This window comes from Blautia faecicola, assembly GCF_004123145.1.
In the GTDB taxonomy this organism is placed as follows: Bacteria; Bacillota; Clostridia; order Lachnospirales; family Lachnospiraceae; genus Oliverpabstia; species Oliverpabstia faecicola.
On the sequence record NZ_SDKC01000001.1, the window covers coordinates 3,165,805 to 3,185,049 of the forward strand.

Annotated in this window: 13 protein-coding genes, 1 pseudogene and 1 CRISPR repeat array (1 of these 15 only partly in view); of the genes and pseudogenes, 1 reads left to right on the top strand and 13 read right to left on the bottom strand. The window is 40.1% G+C overall.

From position 1 onward, the window contains the following. A CRISPR array of direct repeats spans positions 1-3,975; the repeat unit is 30 nt; unit sequence CTTTACATTCCAATATGTTTCTATTAATAC; it begins 1,574 nt to the left of the window's first position. A gap of 176 nt (positions 3,976-4,151) precedes the next feature. From cas2 to ETP43_RS14255, 11 genes are all read right to left on the bottom strand, one after another. Continuing rightward, positions 4,152-4,430, bottom strand: coding sequence for a CRISPR-associated endonuclease Cas2 (cas2, locus tag ETP43_RS14205; protein WP_022172985.1), 279 nt, complete (start codon positions 4,428-4,430; stop codon positions 4,152-4,154). A gap of 3 nt (positions 4,431-4,433) precedes the next feature. Then, a complete protein-coding gene (gene cas1b, locus ETP43_RS14210; RefSeq protein ID WP_129258828.1) occupies positions 4,434-5,426 on the bottom strand; it encodes a type I-B CRISPR-associated endonuclease Cas1b in 993 nt (330 codons plus the stop codon). A 15-nt stretch (positions 5,427-5,441) separates the two neighbouring features. Then, entirely contained in the window at positions 5,442-5,936 is a 495-nt protein-coding gene (locus ETP43_RS14215) for a CRISPR-associated protein Cas4 (RefSeq protein WP_129258830.1), read from the bottom strand. A 10-nt stretch (positions 5,937-5,946) separates the two neighbouring features. After that, on the bottom strand, positions 5,947-8,193 hold the full coding sequence (gene cas3, locus ETP43_RS14220; RefSeq protein ID WP_129258832.1) for a CRISPR-associated helicase Cas3': 2,247 nt from the start codon (positions 8,191-8,193) through the stop codon (positions 5,947-5,949). Between the two features lie 22 nt (positions 8,194-8,215). Then, the gene (cas5, locus tag ETP43_RS14225) at positions 8,216-8,929 is read right to left on the bottom strand and encodes a CRISPR-associated protein Cas5 (protein WP_129258834.1); all 714 of its coding nucleotides are present in this window, start codon (positions 8,927-8,929) and stop codon (positions 8,216-8,218) included. Beyond that, entirely contained in the window at positions 8,913-9,788 is an 876-nt protein-coding gene (gene cas7i, locus ETP43_RS14230) for a type I-B CRISPR-associated protein Cas7/Cst2/DevR (RefSeq protein WP_129258836.1), read from the bottom strand. Before cas7i ends, cas5 begins: the two co-directional genes overlap by 17 nt. Next, complete coding sequence (locus ETP43_RS14235; protein WP_129258838.1) at positions 9,785-11,464, bottom strand: Cas8a1 family CRISPR/Cas system-associated protein; 1,680 nt, start codon at positions 11,462-11,464, stop codon at positions 9,785-9,787. Before ETP43_RS14235 ends, cas7i begins: the two co-directional genes overlap by 4 nt. Positions 11,465-11,480: 16 nt before the next feature. Then, positions 11,481-12,203 (bottom strand): CRISPR-associated endoribonuclease Cas6, encoded by a 723-nt coding sequence (cas6, locus tag ETP43_RS14240; protein WP_129258840.1) that lies wholly within the window; start codon positions 12,201-12,203, stop codon positions 11,481-11,483. 310 nt (positions 12,204-12,513) lie between these two features. Further along, the gene (locus ETP43_RS14245; RefSeq protein ID WP_164979732.1) at positions 12,514-13,905 is read right to left on the bottom strand and encodes an APC family permease; all 1,392 of its coding nucleotides are present in this window, start codon (positions 13,903-13,905) and stop codon (positions 12,514-12,516) included. 175 nt (positions 13,906-14,080) lie between these two features. Next, positions 14,081-14,362 carry an NADH-quinone oxidoreductase subunit I gene (locus ETP43_RS14250; RefSeq protein ID WP_106493138.1) on the bottom strand — a complete coding sequence of 94 codons (282 nt, stop codon included), beginning with the start codon at positions 14,360-14,362 and terminating at the stop codon, positions 14,081-14,083. Beyond that, positions 14,359-16,299, bottom strand: coding sequence for an FAD-dependent oxidoreductase (locus ETP43_RS14255; RefSeq protein ID WP_117525576.1), 1,941 nt, complete (start codon positions 16,297-16,299; stop codon positions 14,359-14,361). The genes ETP43_RS14250 and ETP43_RS14255 overlap by 4 nt, the downstream gene beginning before the upstream one ends. A gap of 457 nt (positions 16,300-16,756) precedes the next feature. On the opposite strand from ETP43_RS14255, the gene ETP43_RS14260 reads away from it, so the two are divergent. Continuing rightward, positions 16,757-17,413 carry a GntR family transcriptional regulator gene (locus ETP43_RS14260; RefSeq protein WP_129258844.1) on the top strand — a complete coding sequence of 219 codons (657 nt, stop codon included), beginning with the start codon at positions 16,757-16,759 and terminating at the stop codon, positions 17,411-17,413. A 4-nt stretch (positions 17,414-17,417) separates the two neighbouring features. On the opposite strand, the pseudogene ETP43_RS14265 reads toward ETP43_RS14260, so the two are convergent. Beyond that, a pseudogene (locus tag ETP43_RS14265) lies at positions 17,418-17,630 on the bottom strand (MATE family efflux transporter); the annotation flags it as partial. 416 nt (positions 17,631-18,046) lie between these two features. Beyond that, positions 18,047-19,240 (bottom strand): ATP-binding protein, encoded by a 1,194-nt coding sequence (locus ETP43_RS14280; RefSeq protein WP_129258846.1) that lies wholly within the window; start codon positions 19,238-19,240, stop codon positions 18,047-18,049. Between the last annotated feature and the right edge of the window lie 5 nt (positions 19,241-19,245).

Genomic DNA, 19,245 nt, shown 5'->3' on the forward strand with positions numbered 1-19,245 from the left:
CCTTTACATTCCAATATGTTTCTATTAATACGTTTTTCCGATCACTCCGTCCGATTCATACAGATGCCTTTACATTCCAATATGTTTCTATTAATACGGAAATGTCAAGTTTGACAAGACTAATTCTGCAAACTTTACATTCCAATATGTTTCTATTAATACGGTAACGAAAGACGTCTCGACGTCAAACGTATCACCCTTTACATTCCAATATGTTTCTATTAATACCCTTATTCCCGTTACTTCTTTGAATCTTTTTAATTTCTTTACATTCCAATATGTTTCTATTAATACTGACTTTAGCCCTGTAGGAAAAGAATGATGATTGATCTTTACATTCCAATATGTTTCTATTAATACCTATTTCTTCGTTCCGGCTCGTCTCTGCTGGAGTCATCTTTACATTCCAATATGTTTCTATTAATACAAACCACTCATTCCAGATAAGGTTATACGCATTAATCTTTACATTCCAATATGTTTCTATTAATACATGCCTGGATGTCTCACCAACCAAAGAGTACACATCTTTACATTCCAATATGTTTCTATTAATACATAGACAGATCAACGCAGTTCTTCTCGTCAAAGTCCTTTACATTCCAATATGTTTCTATTAATACAAGAAATGCCGATGGTGCGGATCGTGCTCACAAAAACTTTACATTCCAATATGTTTCTATTAATACGCAGAAACAATCGCAGCTCTGACGTCCTTTCCTTTCTCTTTACATTCCAATATGTTTCTATTAATACTTGATCTCGCTGGAACCGTCTGGGAGGTTCATTCTCTCTTTACATTCCAATATGTTTCTATTAATACCATCGCCCGGATCTACGAAGGCATCAACCCGAAAACCTTTACATTCCAATATGTTTCTATTAATACTCACAGTGCCTGATGAGAATACCAGGACTTCCAGCAACTTTACATTCCAATATGTTTCTATTAATACATCGAGCAACATAAGCACATGACTTCCAACACACGTCTTTACATTCCAATATGTTTCTATTAATACCGTCAGTGGCAAACATGGAAGATTTGCTGAAACAACTTTACATTCCAATATGTTTCTATTAATACGGCTCTGCCTGCAGTCAAAAGACTTGCCAAGAATAACTTTACATTCCAATATGTTTCTATTAATACTCAAAGCCGCCATGTGTGATGGAAAAGGTACAGCACTTTACATTCCAATATGTTTCTATTAATACGGTAAAGACGGTAAACGGTCGCTTTGTGTGGATGACTTTACATTCCAATATGTTTCTATTAATACAATAAACGCAAAAGGGTATGCAGATAAGGTAGGCACCTTTACATTCCAATATGTTTCTATTAATACCAGAAGTAAGGGCGGTAATATTTGAAGACCTGGTAGACTTTACATTCCAATATGTTTCTATTAATACTGAGAAAATCCCTGACAAATGGATTCCGGTCATTAATTTACATTCCAATATGTTTCTATTAATACAGAAGATCTCAGCCGGAACCTTCCGGAGAAAAGTCATTTACATTCCAATATGTTTCTATTAATACAAGGTGTCTTCGAACCGCTTGTTGATCCTGAAATAATTTACATTCCAATATGTTTCTATTAATACGGGAGAGCAGAAGGATTACCAGGTAGTCAATAAATACATTTACATTCCAATATGTTTCTATTAATACGGCTCACTTGATGAAGTTTTTGGTTATCAGGAAGCTATTTACATTCCAATATGTTTCTATTAATACTGCAGAAAGCAGGACTTAATCCTGTATTGTCTGCATTTACATTCCAATATGTCTCTATTAATACCACAGAGCACCTGAGCAGACCGGACAGCCAGTGCTTGCATTTACATTCCAATATGTTTCTATTAATACGGAAGTATGGTTATAACGTTGTTGCTGATGTCTGTATTTACATTCCAATATGTTTCTATTAATACTACATGGTATCCGTCCAACCTAGTTGCGGATCCGTCATTTACATTCCAATATGTTTCTATTAATACGAATGTATCACCGGGGAGCACTTCATCGAGATAAAACATTTACATTCCAATATGTTTCTATTAATACGGAACTTGTACTCGTGAGGAATTTAAACTTTCTGTATTTACATTCCAATATGTTTCTATTAATACATCGACTTGATTACTATTTTCCGATCCTCGCTAATATATTTACATTCCAATATGTTTCTATTAATACATTACATCATATTGTTTTGCCGTTAGTAAATCGACATTTACATTCCAATATGTTTCTATTAATACGTGCCTGTGTGCCGATCTCTTTCAGTCTTGCTTTCATTTACATTCCAATATGTTTCTATTAATACTGACTATGCAACAGTGCAGGCAGAGGTCAATCGCCATTTACATTCCAATATGTTTCTATTAATACCTTGCGGTCACTAGCAAACTTGCTGACCAGATTTTATTTACATTCCAATATGTTTCTATTAATACAGGTGTCCGGCAATGCTTGGGTGTACGGCAATGCTAATTTACATTCCAATATGTTTCTATTAATACTGCATAGGAAACGATGGGGAAAGGCAGTTCTTGTCATTTACATTCCAATATGTTTCTATTAATACTTTCTCAACCTCTTGAGGAAGAGTTGAACATCTTCATTTACATTCCAATATGTTTCTATTAATACAAGGCGGTCCAGAGAATCCCGGATGCGAAGTGCAAATTTACATTCCAATATGTTTCTATTAATACCGATCTCAGCATTTTTGGATTACTGTAATCAGGAATATTTACATTCCAATATGTTTCTATTAATACCATCCAACGACATAGGTTCTTCTGACAACACATAGATATTTACATTCCAATATGTTTCTATTAATACTTGCAGATATTTTCCTGTTGTGGCTCGATTCTCTGTAATTTACATTCCAATATGTTTCTATTAATACTGGATTAATTTTTGCGATGTTCTTCTTGATTATGTATTTACATTCCAATATGTTTCTATTAATACGACTGTAAACATTAAGTCCGATATCCATTAAAATCATTTACATTCCAATATGTTTCTATTAATACCAGAAAGGTCAGGATGTTACTATCAGTTCTTTATTATTTACATTCCAATATGTTTCTATTAATACAGATTATAAGCATTAATCGGCAAGCGACTTATAGAAATTTACATTCCAATATGTTTCTATTAATACTACTGCGACACCGACGACATCGAGGCGACAGAGTTATTTACATTCCAATATGTTTCTATTAATACTAGAATCAGATTTAGGATCATCAGGTTTAGGATCATCATTTACATTCCAATATGTTTCTATTAATACTATGCCTTATGATAGTTTTCTCCGTTCGAATTATCATATTTACATTCCAATATGTTTCTATTAATACATCGGCTGGATTGCATTGATGATAGCATCGTTTGTATTTACATTCCAATATGTTTCTATTAATACTTCTTCCGTTTCGGCATAACCAACCGGTTTCTGTCATTTACATTCCAATATGTTTCTATTAATACGGAAGTGGTAATCCCATAAGTCCTGCATTTTCCACAATTTACATTCCAATATGTTTCTATTAATACAAGAAATAGTAAATGTCCAAAAACAAGTCATCCATATTTACATTCCAATATGTTTCTATTAATACTCAACTTCCTTTTTTTACAAAAAAGGTGGTTTACATTTACATTCCAATATGTTTCTATTAATACAGCAAGGTTTGCAACGTATGTGGTCTCGTAAGAATATTTACATTCCAATATGTTTCTATTAATACGATTGTACAGCAGAGTGAGAGTAATACTACTCCCTTATTTACATTCCAATATGTTTCTATTAATACTTGAGTTGTCCGCGTAGCGCGTACAACTGTTTTTTATTTACATTCCAATATGTTTCTATTAATACGATTTGACAGAGGTAAATAAAAGACTTCTGTTAGAGCATTTACATTCCAATATGTTTCTATTAATACCCGCTCCTCTGAACCACCGATTAATTCTTCCATATTATACCATATTTTGTCGACCATGGTATTTTTTTATCTTTTTATTTATTTCGATATAACACGGTTCACCGGAAGCACTATTTTGCTTATGTTTTTCACGTTTGTCGACCTCTCGTAATTTTATCTCTATCTCAGGTCGACAATCACAAGATGAAACTGGTCAGGTCATCTTTTCTGCCCCAGAATTCCTTGTCCATCCATTTTTCCTGACGTGATTTGAAGAGAATAACAGAATCCAACTCCGGATCGATATACTGTTTCAGTTCCTGCTGCAGGCTTGCCAGCTGCGCTCTGCTTATCTCCCCTTCAAATACAGAGTTCTGGATGTGTGTTAAATATCTTTTACATGTCTTGAATATTTTTGACCATCGCTTAGTTCCATGGTCTTCCTGACTTACATCATATACTAATACGATATACATACTTCACCACCATATTCGAAATCCCTCATACTCTTTTTCGCCAATCAGATGCTTAATTAATTTATACGCTTCCAGACGAATCAGGTACTGATAGGAGACCTGTCTTCCCAGTTCTTTATGCATCACCGTTTTTTTGAGCCGACTTTCCAGTTCCGACACGATAAGTTTGGAGGCATCTTTTTTCAGATGAAGAAAATTCAGTTCTTTCGTAAAACTGTTTTCCGTGATCTGATTCCGATTCAACAGGGAAAAAATCAGCCGATCACCAATCAGCGGCTTAAACACTTCTGCAAGATCAAGACTTAAAGAAAATCTTCTCTCCCCCGGTTCATGCAGGTAACTAATGGTGGGATTTAGCTGAGTGCGGTAGAGTTCTCCCAGTACCTTGGTATAGATCAGCGTATTTACGAAAGAGATCAATGAATTGATCATATTATCCGGGGGATGCATCACCCGCTTTTCAAACGATATTTCCTGATTAATGATAATATTCCACGCAGCATAATATTGTTTTCGGATATTACCTTCCACACCCATCAACGATTCGATTGTAGTCGTACCGCCAATCTGTTTTCGAAGCGAATCCACTTCTTTCATATAAACAGAAACATCTTTCCCTCTTCCATTATAATATCTGAGATTACGATAAATATTATCCGCCGCAGCCTCGATAAATTTCCTCGCCAACACAATCCTTTTCTCATAATCCGTGTAATGTTCAACCTGTCTTACCAGCAATCTCCCTGCCAGCAGCGTTTCCCTCGGATAATAACTCCCCGTATAAAAATTATAGTAATTGAAAAAATGCATCGGAATCCCATATTGTGAAATATAATTGATAAAAGCTGTATTGAAAGACATTTCCGACATCACATAAATATCAGAAATCCGTTCAACCGGTATATCTCTCTTTTCTCCATCGTGATTCGTAAACTGAAGTGTGTTATCTTTTCGTTTTAAGTCCCCGTTATTATAAACATAAAAACTTTGTTTCATATCACTCACCTCGTATTATATAAAGCACAAATCATAATACGCACATTTCTTGCATATTTTCTTATTACAATCATCCGGTGGTATATTCCTCTTTTTTATCTGTGTAATTTCACAGATGATTTTTTCTATTTCCCCGCAGTCTTCATCTGTAAGCTCCACACTCATTGTCTTTTTTAATAATGGGTAATCGATTTTTCCTTTCATTCCGGTCACACCACGCTGCTGCAGGTAATACAGATAGTATTTCATCTGCCAAATCCCTGCTTCTTCTACAGACTTACTCTTTTTCACCTCATGCAGCTCTCCGCATTCTTTCATAAAATCAATGTTGATTATCTGATCAATAGAAATGTGTTTGTCATTCTTTTTGTAACTGCTCTCGTCCAACAGTTTTCCGAGTAACACATCTTCGTTCTCCGTCTCCATTGTGATTTCATGACAGAAGTACCAGAGTTTTCGTTTGCAGACGAAGTAATAATATACCATCATACCAGTTATATTTTCTTTCACGTCGTACCTCCTATAAAAAGATACTATCTGCCTTCTCTCCAAGCAAAAGACCTCGTCCTTGCAGTGTTTCACAATCAAACTCATAAACAAACTGTGTTCGATGGATGTCTGTCGAGCCAATTGCTGCCTTATCTATTCCATCCGGATGTCCAAAACAGGTCCTCAGATTGATTCCCATGGTTAAATCCTGCAACTTTGTCCGAATCTCCTGCTTTCTCTCTTTTGATAGATATCTGTCTTCTACTTCTTCAAACAGTTCTTGATTTTCTTCATAGATGGTATCCGGAATGACCGTAATGCTCTTGATATCGCGCACCTTCGCTTCCGATAGAGTATATTCCGCCGGATGGATCTCCGAGAATTTCTCCATACAGTCTTGAATTTTCCTGTAATATTCTGTATTCCGTATCGCTTCTGTCCGATACACTTCATTCATATATTTCGTCTTCTGTTTTTCTGAAAAAAGGATATCTTCATACTTTTTCAGTTTTTCCAGCGATCGCTGATACAAGTTCTCCTCGTAAATACTTCCGCTTCCATTTTTGTTATCATATACAAAAATATTGGAAAGTTCAGGAATCCTTCTTCCCTTCCGATTACATCTTCCCATACGCTGCAACAAGCTGTCTGCTGTACACATTTCCGTGTGCAGAATATCAAAATCGATATCCAGACTGGCTTCAACGATCTGCGTGGTGACCCAGATCCCCACTTCATCCGATTCTGAAAACTCCATAATCTTTTGTTCCAGTAAATTACGGTCTCTGCGAATAAAACGGGAATGTAACAGCCACACAGAATCGTTCCTTTCCCGCAGTTTTTCATAAACCTCCTGCGCCCTGGAAACGGTATTACAAATCACCAGTACTTTTTTGGTTTTCCCCTGCTTTGCAATCTCTTCCAGATACATTTCCGAATACTGGATGCTTACCTTATGACGAATGAGAATATCCGGATTGTCTGTAAAGTCTGCAAACAAACACTGATCTGCCAACCCGTATTGTTCCATAAAATCTTTCAGTACAGGTGGAAAAGTTGCCGTAATAATCGCATATCTGCCGCCCATTTGCTGGATGGTTTTCAGACCGTATAAGATCGTAGCAATACTTCTTGGATCATAAGACTGTATTTCATCTATGATCAGCTTGGAATACTTCAAAGTTGCTGCAAAAATCTCTGTCCCCAGCGCCCTGTAAACAAACGTAAACAACTGGTCGATCGTACACACAGTAACAGGATTCGCTAACAACTTTGCCTGTTCCTGTTTTTCCCAGGCAGATCCCGGATTTTCTTTCAGATACATCGCCATGCTGTCCGAATGCAGAATCGCCGCATGTTCATAACCATATCCGCTTTTTATTCTGGAATAAATTGCATTTGAAGAAACTTTCAAAGGCAGCGTATAAAATCCTTTCTCCCCGTCAAGCCATAACAAAGCGGCTTCTGTTTTTCCGGATCCGGTGGGCGCAATAACAACAAGGTTATCATCCGTATGCTCTTTCATGAACTGTTGGGCAGACCGTAAATCCTTTCCTTCCAGAAAACTCTCCACTTCTTTTTTCAGCCTTTTTTCCCTGATATCACACGCCAGTTCCGCACTCTCATATCCGGCACTGACCGTATAATCAAACTTATTCAGCAATCCTTTTATGAGAAGATATTCATTCCAGACTGCAGGATCACATAGGAACTTCCCACTATATCCGTTATTGTGAAACAGAAGCTGGTTCAAGTTGCTGCAGTACAGTTTTGTTCTGATCTGTCCAAGATAATCACTGATCTCTTCCAGATAATATTTCTTTCCATATGTACGAAGCTCCGAACTGTCTTCCTGGTCTTTTCTCGTATGGTGATGATAGACTGCCGTGACAAAAGCCCCAAAATCATCTTTCGTAAAACTATCGTCCATTGCAAAGAATTCGTTTTGTGACAGAGTAACTGCGCTAAGATGTCCATGAGGGATCTGACTGATAGATTTCACATTTAACTTCCGTTCTCCGGCAAGTTCCGGATTTATCATTGTCTGAAAGACCAGATTCGCCTTCCCCCAATCATGAATGCGGCAGGCTTCTATGACCAGCCGTTTCTCTTTTTCAGAAAAATACCGGCCATATTCTTCAAAAAACGCTTCAGCACACCGCACAATATCTTCCTGATGGCTGTTCAGTGTTTTTTGTTCTTCTTCCGGTTCTTTTATCTGTTTCCCCCGCTCTTTATCAGATAATCCCTTTTTCTTCGATTTTGCATAGTATTTCATTCCCACGCCTTTCTGACCTTCTTTAACAGAACACTAACGCTGCATCTTCCTCGAAATCGTCCACGTAGGCACCCTGCCCCAGTGTATTTCCTGCAGGATAATAAAAAGCATTGACTCTTCCATTTTCCTTTTTCCACCGCCGCAGACCCTGTTTGGTAATCTCATATTCCTTTGTCAGATGGTACACCGTCATACGACTGTTCTCAATCCCCAGTGTCTCTGCCATCGCTACCGGTATGTACATATCCCGCTTGAGATCTACTTCCTCTTCCTGATGAATTTTCACAATGTCAACCCGTTCGATATCCAGGAGATCCTCATATCTTCCCAGGGATAAATACCTGCCCGGATATAGAAGGGATTGATATACATGTGCAAAATCTTCCTCTGCCGGAATAATATGAATCACCATGTGATTATCACAGACCAGTTCTACATTCGCGATCCCCTTAAACACACCATATTTTCCATCCACACACAGCTGATGTCTTCCCTCTTCATACTTCGTACCGGAAGAAAAGGAATATCTCGTATACAGTTCCGACATCATTCCGCTGTTTGTTCCCTGAATACACAGTTTCATCGGATGAAATTCCCGGTATCCGCAGGCCGCATGGATCATTCCAAGCACCGTAGAATACGGAGGAAGCGGGAATGTCTCTTTTATGATAAAGCTGCTCGGTTTTCGATAATTTACCAGATTCTGAAAACACTGAACTCTAATTGCTTTCTCCATAATACTGTTCCACTTCCTCTTTTAAATGTCTGAATGCTGCACCTACAGATTCTCCAGATAATTTTCCCCGGATCTCATTTTCATTGTCAAAAGTTCCTGTTACGACACCGGTAAATGTGTGGGTACGAATCGTGTCATCCTCTAACAGTTCTGCCAGAGTTTCTACATTGATCTGATCATTTTCTATCCGGATCCTGTTTTCAAAGAATGGATTTCTCCGTTCATATCTGCCACCGATCACAAACAACGGACTCAGATTTTCCCTTCTGCCTTTGATATCCCGATACAAATACTGCACGGTATCCAGAAGTGTTTTCACACGATCTGCTTTTTCTTCTCCTGTGATCTGCACTTCTCCGTCAATCCCTACCCGGTCCAGATCGACCGTTATGGTATAAGTATAAAATGACCGCTGAATTTCGCTCTGTGCAATTCCATTCTCCAGCTTTCCTCTTGCTGCCAGTCCCATGTTAGTTAAGAACTCCAGATTACCCAAAAACGGCTCCAGTGCAATAGCATTACTCAGTCTCACTACAGCGCTTCTTGTAGACGCTCCGCCTTTCTGATCGCCATCCTTTGCCGCTGTCTTCATATAGCCGAACAGATCGATTTCCGGATATTCCGCAATCGTTGCAGACGGTGCAAACTGAACCACACCGCTTTTTCCATCCACCGGAGTCTGATCCCAGTCTGCCTGCCGGACAATGTTATAACGCATCGCCTGTCTGGAAATATACGAATACTGCTCGTGGTTTCCTCTTGACATTTTCTTTAATGTAGAAATATTTCCGATTCCCTCTCCGTAATTGGCACTTTCCGCAAGAAAAACCATAGTTACTGTCAATCCTTCTCTTCTCATTGTTCTACCTCTTTCTTTCCTTCATAACATCCGATCAGTCCTAAAACAAATGCGTATCCATACTCCGAGAATTTTTCTTTGTCCTGTAACATCCGAATCATCCCATTCGGTATCAGGAGTTTTTCCGATCCATAGGAACTGTACAGTCTCGCAACGATATCCATAAATTTCTCTGTATTTTTTACCGACAGCGCATTAAGCAGCTGATACTCGATACCACGCAGACTATCTCCGGTCGTGTCTTTTTTTGCGGTCATGATCGCTTTTCGTAATTCCGAACCGCTCTTTTTCATACTGATGCAATACATAAGAACCTCCTTCTCTTCTTCTTTTTTGTAACTGATCTCTGTTCCCTTCTGAATCTCATATACCCAATGTATATGAAAGTTTGATGCAGCATTCCCTGCGATGGCTTCTCTCAGCAGGGAATCTAACAAAATATACTGATTCTGATGGTCCAACAGGTTCATAACAGCCTGTTCATGCACATTTACAAAATCATTTCTGATCTTTGTGAACGGATACTGACCAAGATTTTTCAATGCTTTTTCTACATCTTCCCTTTTCAGGATATTCAGTATATCCTTGTTGATAATAGAAAGTTTATATCTGTCCTTATCCCCGGTTCCACGCAGGATCACCTGAATATTGGAAAGTTCCTGTCTTTTCTCATTCAATATGATATTCAGAGTTTCCGCAAACCACTGGGAATATCTCTGATTCTCTTCTTTTTCTCCTTCCATACTGCTTTTCCTGTTTTTGGAATTTGCTGCCAGCAGAGTGAACATATCACTGTTATTATTGACAAACACAAATTTATTGGCAAACAGTCGGAACCCAAGCGGACTTGCTGCATACAGAAACGTACAGACCGGACACAGGAACGCATCCACATTACAATTCCAGAACGCAGACCGTTTTCTTGTAAAATCGTCCCCGACTTCCTTCATAAATGCGATGGATACTTTCTCTTTTGTGGTTACAGGTTCTCCACAGTCAATACACAGATCCTTTGCTTTTGTATGATCTGTCATAAAGTATTTTCGGAATGGTTCTGAAAAATCTTTTTCAAACTGTTCCCTCATATCTTTTTTTGCATTCGAGCGAAGCAGAAAACTTTTTCCATCCCAGAAACGATTGATATAGTTGTAGACTACACTTTTCATAATAAACGTCTCTTTGCATTTCTCCTGCTCCAGAAACACCTGTAATTTCGAAAGCCTTTCCAGTAATTCTTCCGCTGTCATTTTATCAATCAGTTTTTCTTTTTTCAGTGTTATATAAACTTCCGGATGTTCGATCTGATCTTTGATATTTTCAAAGCCGGCCTGGTAACTGTTCGAGAGCAGTTTGTCATTGATAAATTTCAAATCATCCTTTTCGTTCTTTCCCGGATTCCATTTTTCATTCTGAATTTTCCCGATACAGCACTTGATTTTCTCCATTACGCCCTGGTAAACAGTAAACCTTCCAAAATTTTGCACACATGCCTGGAAATACAGACTGGTCCAGTCCGCATTTTGAATAAACTCGCAGTTCAGCCACATCTCCTGACCGTCTTCCGATATGCCAAAGTCAACACCTTCCTGCGCCTTTGCGCAATCCAGTATATATTTCATCCCGACGATTCCGGCGTTTTTCAGAAAATCACCTGGCGTAATTGCATATTTTTCCATAAAATATCACCTCTCTCTACCAGACGATTTCCCATTTCCCATGGCCTTCCGATCTGCGGCTTCCAAGTCCTGCAGAGTACAGGAAATCTAAAAGCCGGGGCGTTCCCCGTAGTTTGTATATCCCAATACTGGCATTTGTTGGTCTTCCCCATACTTTCGCAACAATCTTTTTTCCTTTCACCGGAACAATCGAAAAACAATCCACATCTTCGTCCCATCCGATCTTGTTCAAGAAGAACTTCAGATTGTCTTTTAATGTATCCGAAAGCTCAGGATCCTCACAGGTATAATAGATATCCGTATTATTTTCCGGATCATGTTTTCTTGCCAGTAAGGAACTCTGCATTTTTATGATAAGCTCCGATTCTTTAATCTCCGGAATCTTTTTTGCTTTCACTTCACGCAGTTTCATCGAGTTTCCTCCCATGGGATACTCTATATTCCGCATTAACTGAAATGCATTAAAGAATTCAAATAGTTCTCCCATGTCCGCATCGGAAAATGTTACCATAAACCGATTTTCTTTCAGATAAATCTTGTCTGCTGCGAATCGTGCTCCCGGCAGATAGCATGACCAGCAATATGTTTTCATGACGGATTGCTTTTTTGTATAAAGTTTTTCGAAAAGTTCCGGAGAATATTTTTCTACAGATGCCTTTAAAAAACTTAGTAACAAACGATCCACCTCTGCCGGGATTTCCGGTTCTTCTAACAGAAACTCTAATTTTAGCTCTGTCATATCAATCCCTCCTTCTGATCCCACTATAACATTTTTTAAAAACTGTTTCAATGGATTAATTTAATTTTGCATTTATTTTTCTCATTTACTTTTCGCCTGTATTTCATTATAATATTTTACGTACATTTTGGAATGTAAATTTGAAGCAGTTTTTAACACCTGCAAAATACCTTTAATAGTCCCATATTGGAATATTTTTTTCATTGCTTTCCCAATACATCTCAAAAAGCAATACATAAAAAGTGCGTAAGCCCCGGATTGTTCTCACCAAGCTTACGCACTTTTTATATCATCTATAATCAATAGTATATCATTTTCCTTCATCCATCGCTTTGCACTCACGCTCGCGGGCTTCCCATGGTTCATATGGCTGTTTCAGTTCTGCGATCAGATCCCGGCCGTGTTTCTTCAGATAAGAGATACGGATCAGAATATAGATCACAAACAGTACAATTGCACCAAGGATCATCAGCCATACGGTCATTCCCAGCGTACTGATCATCGCATATGCCAGATAGGCTGCGACTACAAACGCAAAGGCTGACAGTGCATATACCAGACCGATGGCCATCTTGAAGGTAGAATGATTGCAGGCATGCGGATATTTCTTTTTCAGGAAGAACGGTACCAGACAAAGAGCGATATCCGACAGTGCATTGACGAAAGAAAATACAGTCATTAACACTCCAAAACTGGATCCGGTCGCCACACAGCAGATAGAAAAGAGCATAACGAAGCAAAGAATCACCGGTGATACTCCATTCTTATTTTTCTTTCCGACAAAAGCCGGAAACAGATCATTATCTGCCGCCGCCTGAATCTGGGCGCAGGTTAACATAATAACCGGAACCATTGAAGTCAGAACACCGAACAGCGGACCTCCTACGATAAAAAATGTCAGAAGACCGGAAGGCAGGAATATTTTTCCCACCTCTGAAAGTGTGGTCAGTTCTCCTGCCGGCATGCAGCCGATGGTAACAATACCCATACCGATATAGATAAATGCAACAATCGTTGGGGACAGGAGTAATGCCAGTGGAATATTCCGGTTCGGATTCTTCACATCATCCGCGATCTGGGAAACCGCGCTTCCACCGGACAGCGAAGATGCCAGCACACCGACTGCTGCCGCAAAGCTGGTCAGTTTCACGCCCGGATTGAAGATTTCGCCCAGTGTCAGTCTGGAGGTATCAATGCTTGGCATACCGACAAAAATATAACAGCCCATAGCCACCATCAATACTACTACCATGATATTATTGACAAACGCAAAGGTATGATTGCCCTGCCATGCGATTCCCGTATAGATCAGCAGAATCACAATGCTGATCAGCGTTTTATATCCTTCCAGCGCCGGGAACAGCGCCACAAAATAATCGCCAAACAACACCGCAAACACAGAGATCAATACCGGCTGTAACAGATTCTGTGCCGCCATAAATACACCAACCGCCGGATGGATCAGCTTCGTCGGTGCGATAAAAAAGCTTCCGGATGCCGGTGCTACCGACGACAGATAAACATTTGGAATCGTCTTGGCTAAAGTGTATACAATCGTCGCCAGCAGTGCCAGTACAATTCCGGTTCCAATATCATTGATCACTGTGGGCAGTGAACCGAAAATTCCGGAACCGATGATCGCACCGATTCCCGTTCCGATACAGCCCAGAAGACCGATCTTCTTTTTTGTATTTGTTTCCACGTTTTTCCTCCTGGTTCTGCCCGGAATCTGATCCTCTGTTGGATTCCTGCCAGCATTCCGGGCCGTTCTTTTGATCTTTCTCTTTTAAAATTCTGTTTCAAAACGCAAAGTCAATCCATCGGATCATCGATTGATCTGCATGGCTCATTTTGCAAAGAACATTTTCAATCCCCTTCTAATTTTCTGGTTCCGGCTTTACCGGGACGAATTTTGCACGGTTCATCACCGGATGTTGCAGACGGAGTGCGCCTTTTTTCGGACATACCATCACGCAGGCTCCACAGTAATAACATTCTCCCGGAAACATCACGATCGGAGGTTTCCCTTTTTCCGGATTCGGCAGAATAATATCGCACTGGCAGATCTCTGCACAGGCGTTGCAGCCGATACATTTTTCTTCATCGTAGATCAGTGGTGTGGCACTGCACGGAATCACTTCAACTTTCATCTTACTCATCTTGCCTCACCTCCGATATAATCCTGGTTTCTCTTCTCATACTCTGTTTTCAGATCACCGAAATAATCCCCCGGAACGGTTCCCCGTACCGGAACGCCATTTTCCTGGCGGATCGTGATGAAGCAGTGGTCTTCTTTCGGATCCATCTGCGGATAATCGCTTCGATAGAAACACAGCTGTTTGGAACTGGATTTTCGCATCAGACAGGCCTGAAGGATCATCTCGGAAACATCCAGAATGTCCAGCACCTCATGGGTACGCATCAGTTCATGCGGGTTGTTACAGTACAGCTGCGGAACGATCTCTTCTCTGTAAGACTTCAGCAGATCGATTCCCTGGATCAGAAGATCATCATTCTTCACGCCACCGCAATAATTCTGCATCGCCTTGGAGATCGCCATATTCAGTTCTTTCCAGGTGACGCCTTCTGTACGGTTCATCGGTGCATACAGACGTTCTCTCTCCGCATCCACTTCTGCCTGGTCGATCTCAGCCAGTTCTTCGATCGTATCACTGTAATCTGCCGCTTTTCTTCCCGCATAGTATCCTGTGGAACATGCAAATCCGGCACAGTCGGATGCAAACAGCTGATCGCCGGCCGCATAGATACCGTCAATATTGGTCTTCAAATCCCAGTCATGCATAATTCCGCCCGGCGCCCCGAACAGCTGTCTCTCCTGATCCAGGAAGGCTGCGGACTGCCAGCCATTGCCATAGCTTTGCAGCATATGTTTCTCCGGATCAAATCCACGTTCTGTATAATATTGAAGGATCGGAATCTTGGTCTTTCCTTCCTCTCCGACCATCATGCCCCAGATGACTTTCCGCTCCATCTCCGGCATTCTGCTCAGATCCGCATAAAACGGCAGTTTATATCCCCTCTTGATCAGTTCGTCAAAAGGCATCGTCTCCGGTCCGCGGTACTCGTACTTCGGTTCATCGATCACGCCGCCTTTTAAGAAAAACTTCTGACCCTTTACCGGATAATAACGCTCAGATACAGTCTTCAGCACATTGCCGTCACGATCCAGATACGGAATTTCCACGCCTCTGGCATCCACCATCGTCGCTGCATACCAGGTATTATGATTGTTTCCGGTTCCGTAAGGAGGGAAGCTTCGTCCGGCTGCGGAGAATTCACCTTTCACCGATTTTTCCATCATGGTAAACTCCATACCGGCTCTCCATCCCATGGCATGACCGCTTCCGATGGACTGCATCGGCCGGAATTCGCAAAGTCCGGTAAGATCCGGATTAAATAACCACACGCGGGCCGGTCTGGACATCGTCAGCAAAGTAGCTTTTGCCCGGAATACCAACAGTTTTCCGGTGTGTACGTTCATACCGATGGCACCGATGCCTCGTTTCTTTCCATTTTCTATGGTTGTAAGAAGTGCGGTTGCTTCTGTTCTGTCATAAATCGTGACACCGAGACGTTTCAGTTCTTCATAAAGCGCCGGTTTGAACGTAGAACCCCAGACACGCAACGTAAAACGGTTCTTATAATCATAAGCAAACATCAGCTTCGTCTCATCATCCCGGAATTCCGCACCCTTAAACTCATCTTCCGTATCACGGATCTTGCCACCGAAACTTTCCAGATCCAGCATACGGTCATACCCTTCTCTGCACTCAATATAATGTGCGATACCGTTGCTGTAGTGATCCTGCTCATCCACATAAGCATTGGCAATTTCTTCCGGTGTTACCTGAGAACACGGATTGGTACAGGCTGACTCCCAGTGGTCAAATCCTGTTCCTGCCGCTCCGCTTCTCTTGGTTGCCCCTTTCTCTACCAGTACTACTTTTTTCCCTTTTCTTGCTGCCGCGATCGCCGCAAAACATCCTGCAAGTCCTCCACCTAAAACCAGAATATCGGAATCTACTGTTTCCGTCTGTCCGAACTCATCCGGATAAGGCCAGTTATATTCTGCCATCTTCTATCGTCCTTCCTTTCATCCCTTCTTTGCTGACTCTGTGATACCTGTATCATCATCTTTCGTATCTTCTGATCAACCATTCACCTTTATCTTATTTTGCATTTTGCAAAATGTCATATATTAAATCAGACTATAACACTTCAACGCGTTAATGTCAACAAGAGAAACGTATTTTTAAGGCAAAAACCACAAAAGAATAACATTTCTCATATAGATTTCTGTTATTTACAACAACTCTACATGATTTAGGACTCGATGCTCAGAACAGAACAATCAAATAGCTGCAACATATTCGTACATAAAAATCCGGAATACAGCTAGATCTTGTTTGAATACAGACTCTTGATTGACCGTTATGTACTATGTTAAAATGTTTCACATAATATCTACGTGCGAGCTTCCGGGAAGATCCGGCTGCTATCATAGACACAGGAATAACAGGAGATTTTTATTGATGGGATTAAATAAATCAACTTTATCAGAACAGATTTATCAGATTTTGAGAAATGATATTTTGACACAAAAGATACCATGTGGAGAAAAGCTCACCCTGAAGGTTCTCCAGGAACGCTTTCAGGTAAGTTCTACCCCGATCCGGGAAGCTCTGACCCGGCTGACCCAGGATCAGCTGGTTTCTTATTATTCTAATGTAGGCGTCCGGGTGATCAGCTTTACTGCCGATGATCTCCGGGAAATCTATACTTTTATGGGGGATCTTGACGGGCTGGCGATCCGTTATGCTTCTGCCTCTCCGGATCAGGAAAAATTACAGGCAGAGGTCACAGAGATTCTGGAAAAGGAATGTGCAGCTGCCAAAGCCGCTGATGTGCAAACCTGGAACCGGTATTCCGACGAATTCCATCTCGTTTTTTACCGTTACTGCAACAACTCCAGACTTGCAGAGTCCGCCGAACGGCTCCGAAGCGGGATTTCTATTTTTTCCAACCAGTACTGCCGGGAAACCGTGATCCAGACTCGGATCGATGAGGAACATCTGGCTATTTTTCAGGCTTACAAAGATGGCGATATTGAAAAAGTCGTCCAGATGATGAAAACACATCTGAACGACTCCCTGAATTATGCCCTCCGGTTTTTACCGAAAACTTTTTAATATCCTATTTTTTTCTTTTTTCAAACCCATACACCCATTTTCCCCACAAAAACAGATACAGGAAAATGCCGGAACTGATGCTCCAGGTCAGCGGGTAGGCCCAGAATACCACACGGACATCCGGAATAAAATGAACACCGACGGTGATATAACTTACCCGGAACAGACACCAGACGCAAAGCATGACGATCATCGGAATCGATGCATTGCCTGATCCATCTTGGAATGTTTCAGCATCGTAGTGGAAAATCTACCACCAAACATATCCACCAGTCCCCAGTTCTTTGCGCTATTCAGGTTCTCTCTGGCTGTTCGCAGACTGTTCAGGGCTCTGTTTCCTGCTGTTGAAGATAAAACATTGCCTTCTGCGTTTTGAGCATACGATAGTAATACTGAGATGAAATATTCCGTTGTAAAGTTCTAACACTCCAGGTCTGCTCTGCCATATGTAAATCATTAGATAACAAATGTAATGTAGGTTCTATATCCTCCTTACTAAAAATAGACTTTCTCTTTTCACATGTAGCAGAGAATGCTATACATAAAACCTGCTTCTCTATCTGTTCTCCATAGGAATTCATAATCACTAAGTTCAGTCAAATTGTACATTGTTAATGTGCTCAGTAATTGGTACTATTCTCGTAACCATCTACAGATATCAACCACTTGCACTCCTTTATAATCATAAGTTTCATGATGTGTTCTTGCAATTATCATCTTAGGATATGCATCTCTTATTGCAAGCAAAGGCGAATATTCTCTTTCAAATGTTTTTTCATCTGAAATATTGTCGCTTACCTGAATATATATTTGAGCCTCACGTTTCTTAGCTACAAAATCCACTTCCTTTTTATAGAGTTTTCCCACATATACCTCATATCCTCTTCTACGCAACTCCAGATAAACAATATTTTCGTAAACTCTTCCAAAGTCCATGTTTCGTGTACCATTGACTGCATAACGGAATGATGTATCACAAAGATAATATTTACTATTATTTGCCAGATATTTTTTCCCTTTTAAATCATACCGTTTTGCCTCATAGAACAGAAAGGCATTTTCCAAATAACCAATGTATTTTGACACCGTCTTTCTGGTTATCTCACTCTGGTCATTTTTTAAAGTTTTGCTGATATTATTAGGCGAAAGTAAATTACCGATGTTATCCATCATGAATTCAGATATGTTAGTGAACTCTGATTTATTTCTTATCTTATACTTTTCAACCAAATCTCTGATAAGAATGGTTGAATGTACATCCCTAACATAATTATACTGTCTGTCCTCAGTCTTATACACATAAGCGCCAGGCATACCACCAGTTCGGACATACTGATCAAAAGCTTCATCATATCTATCTGTAATTCCATAATAAGTTAGATATTCCACGAAAGAAAATGGATATACTTTTATTTCCATCGTTCTTCCGGTAAAAAGTGTTGCTAAATCTGAACTTAACAAAAATGCGTTTGAACCGGTAATATAAATATCATAAATTCCTTTTGTATAAATACTATTAATTGCAAGTTCAAACTGCGGGCATAGCTGAACCTCATCAATCAGTAAAACATTCGTCATTCCCTCTTTGTACTGATCCAGGATGTACTTATGCAATGCATGATACTCCAACAAATGATCAAACTCTAATTCCTGAAGGTTTATCATAACAATATTTACCGCTTCCTCTAATGACTGCAGATAAGAGACAAACTCTTGCAGCAATACTGATTTACCGCTTCGTCTGATGCCCGTAATTACTTTTATATCCGGTGTCCCATACAATTCAATCAGTTCGTTTAAATACTCTTTTCTTACGATAAGCTGCATGCTAC

What these genes read in the sequence shown, in the direction of transcription:
- cas6 (WP_129258840.1), bottom strand. Translation starts at nt 12,203, where the DNA reads ATGACAGAGCTAAAATTAGAGTTTCTGTTAGAAGAACCGGAAATCCCG.
- cas2 (WP_022172985.1), bottom strand. Translation starts at nt 4,430, where the DNA reads ATGTATATCGTATTAGTATATGATGTAAGTCAGGAAGACCATGGAACT.
- cas7i (WP_129258836.1), bottom strand. Translation starts at nt 9,788, where the DNA reads ATGAGAAGAGAAGGATTGACAGTAACTATGGTTTTTCTTGCGGAAAGT.
- cas3 (WP_129258832.1), bottom strand. Translation starts at nt 8,193, where the DNA reads ATGAAATACTATGCAAAATCGAAGAAAAAGGGATTATCTGATAAAGAG.
- cas1b (WP_129258828.1), bottom strand. Translation starts at nt 5,426, where the DNA reads ATGAAACAAAGTTTTTATGTTTATAATAACGGGGACTTAAAACGAAAA.
- cas5 (WP_129258834.1), bottom strand. Translation starts at nt 8,929, where the DNA reads ATGGAGAAAGCAATTAGAGTTCAGTGTTTTCAGAATCTGGTAAATTAT.
- ETP43_RS14260 (WP_129258844.1), top strand. Translation starts at nt 16,757, where the DNA reads ATGGGATTAAATAAATCAACTTTATCAGAACAGATTTATCAGATTTTG.
- ETP43_RS14280 (WP_129258846.1), bottom strand. Translation starts at nt 19,240, where the DNA reads ATGCAGCTTATCGTAAGAAAAGAGTATTTAAACGAACTGATTGAATTG.
- ETP43_RS14255 (WP_117525576.1), bottom strand. Translation starts at nt 16,299, where the DNA reads ATGGCAGAATATAACTGGCCTTATCCGGATGAGTTCGGACAGACGGAA.
- ETP43_RS14235 (WP_129258838.1), bottom strand. Translation starts at nt 11,464, where the DNA reads ATGGAAAAATATGCAATTACGCCAGGTGATTTTCTGAAAAACGCCGGA.
- ETP43_RS14250 (WP_106493138.1), bottom strand. Translation starts at nt 14,362, where the DNA reads ATGAGTAAGATGAAAGTTGAAGTGATTCCGTGCAGTGCCACACCACTG.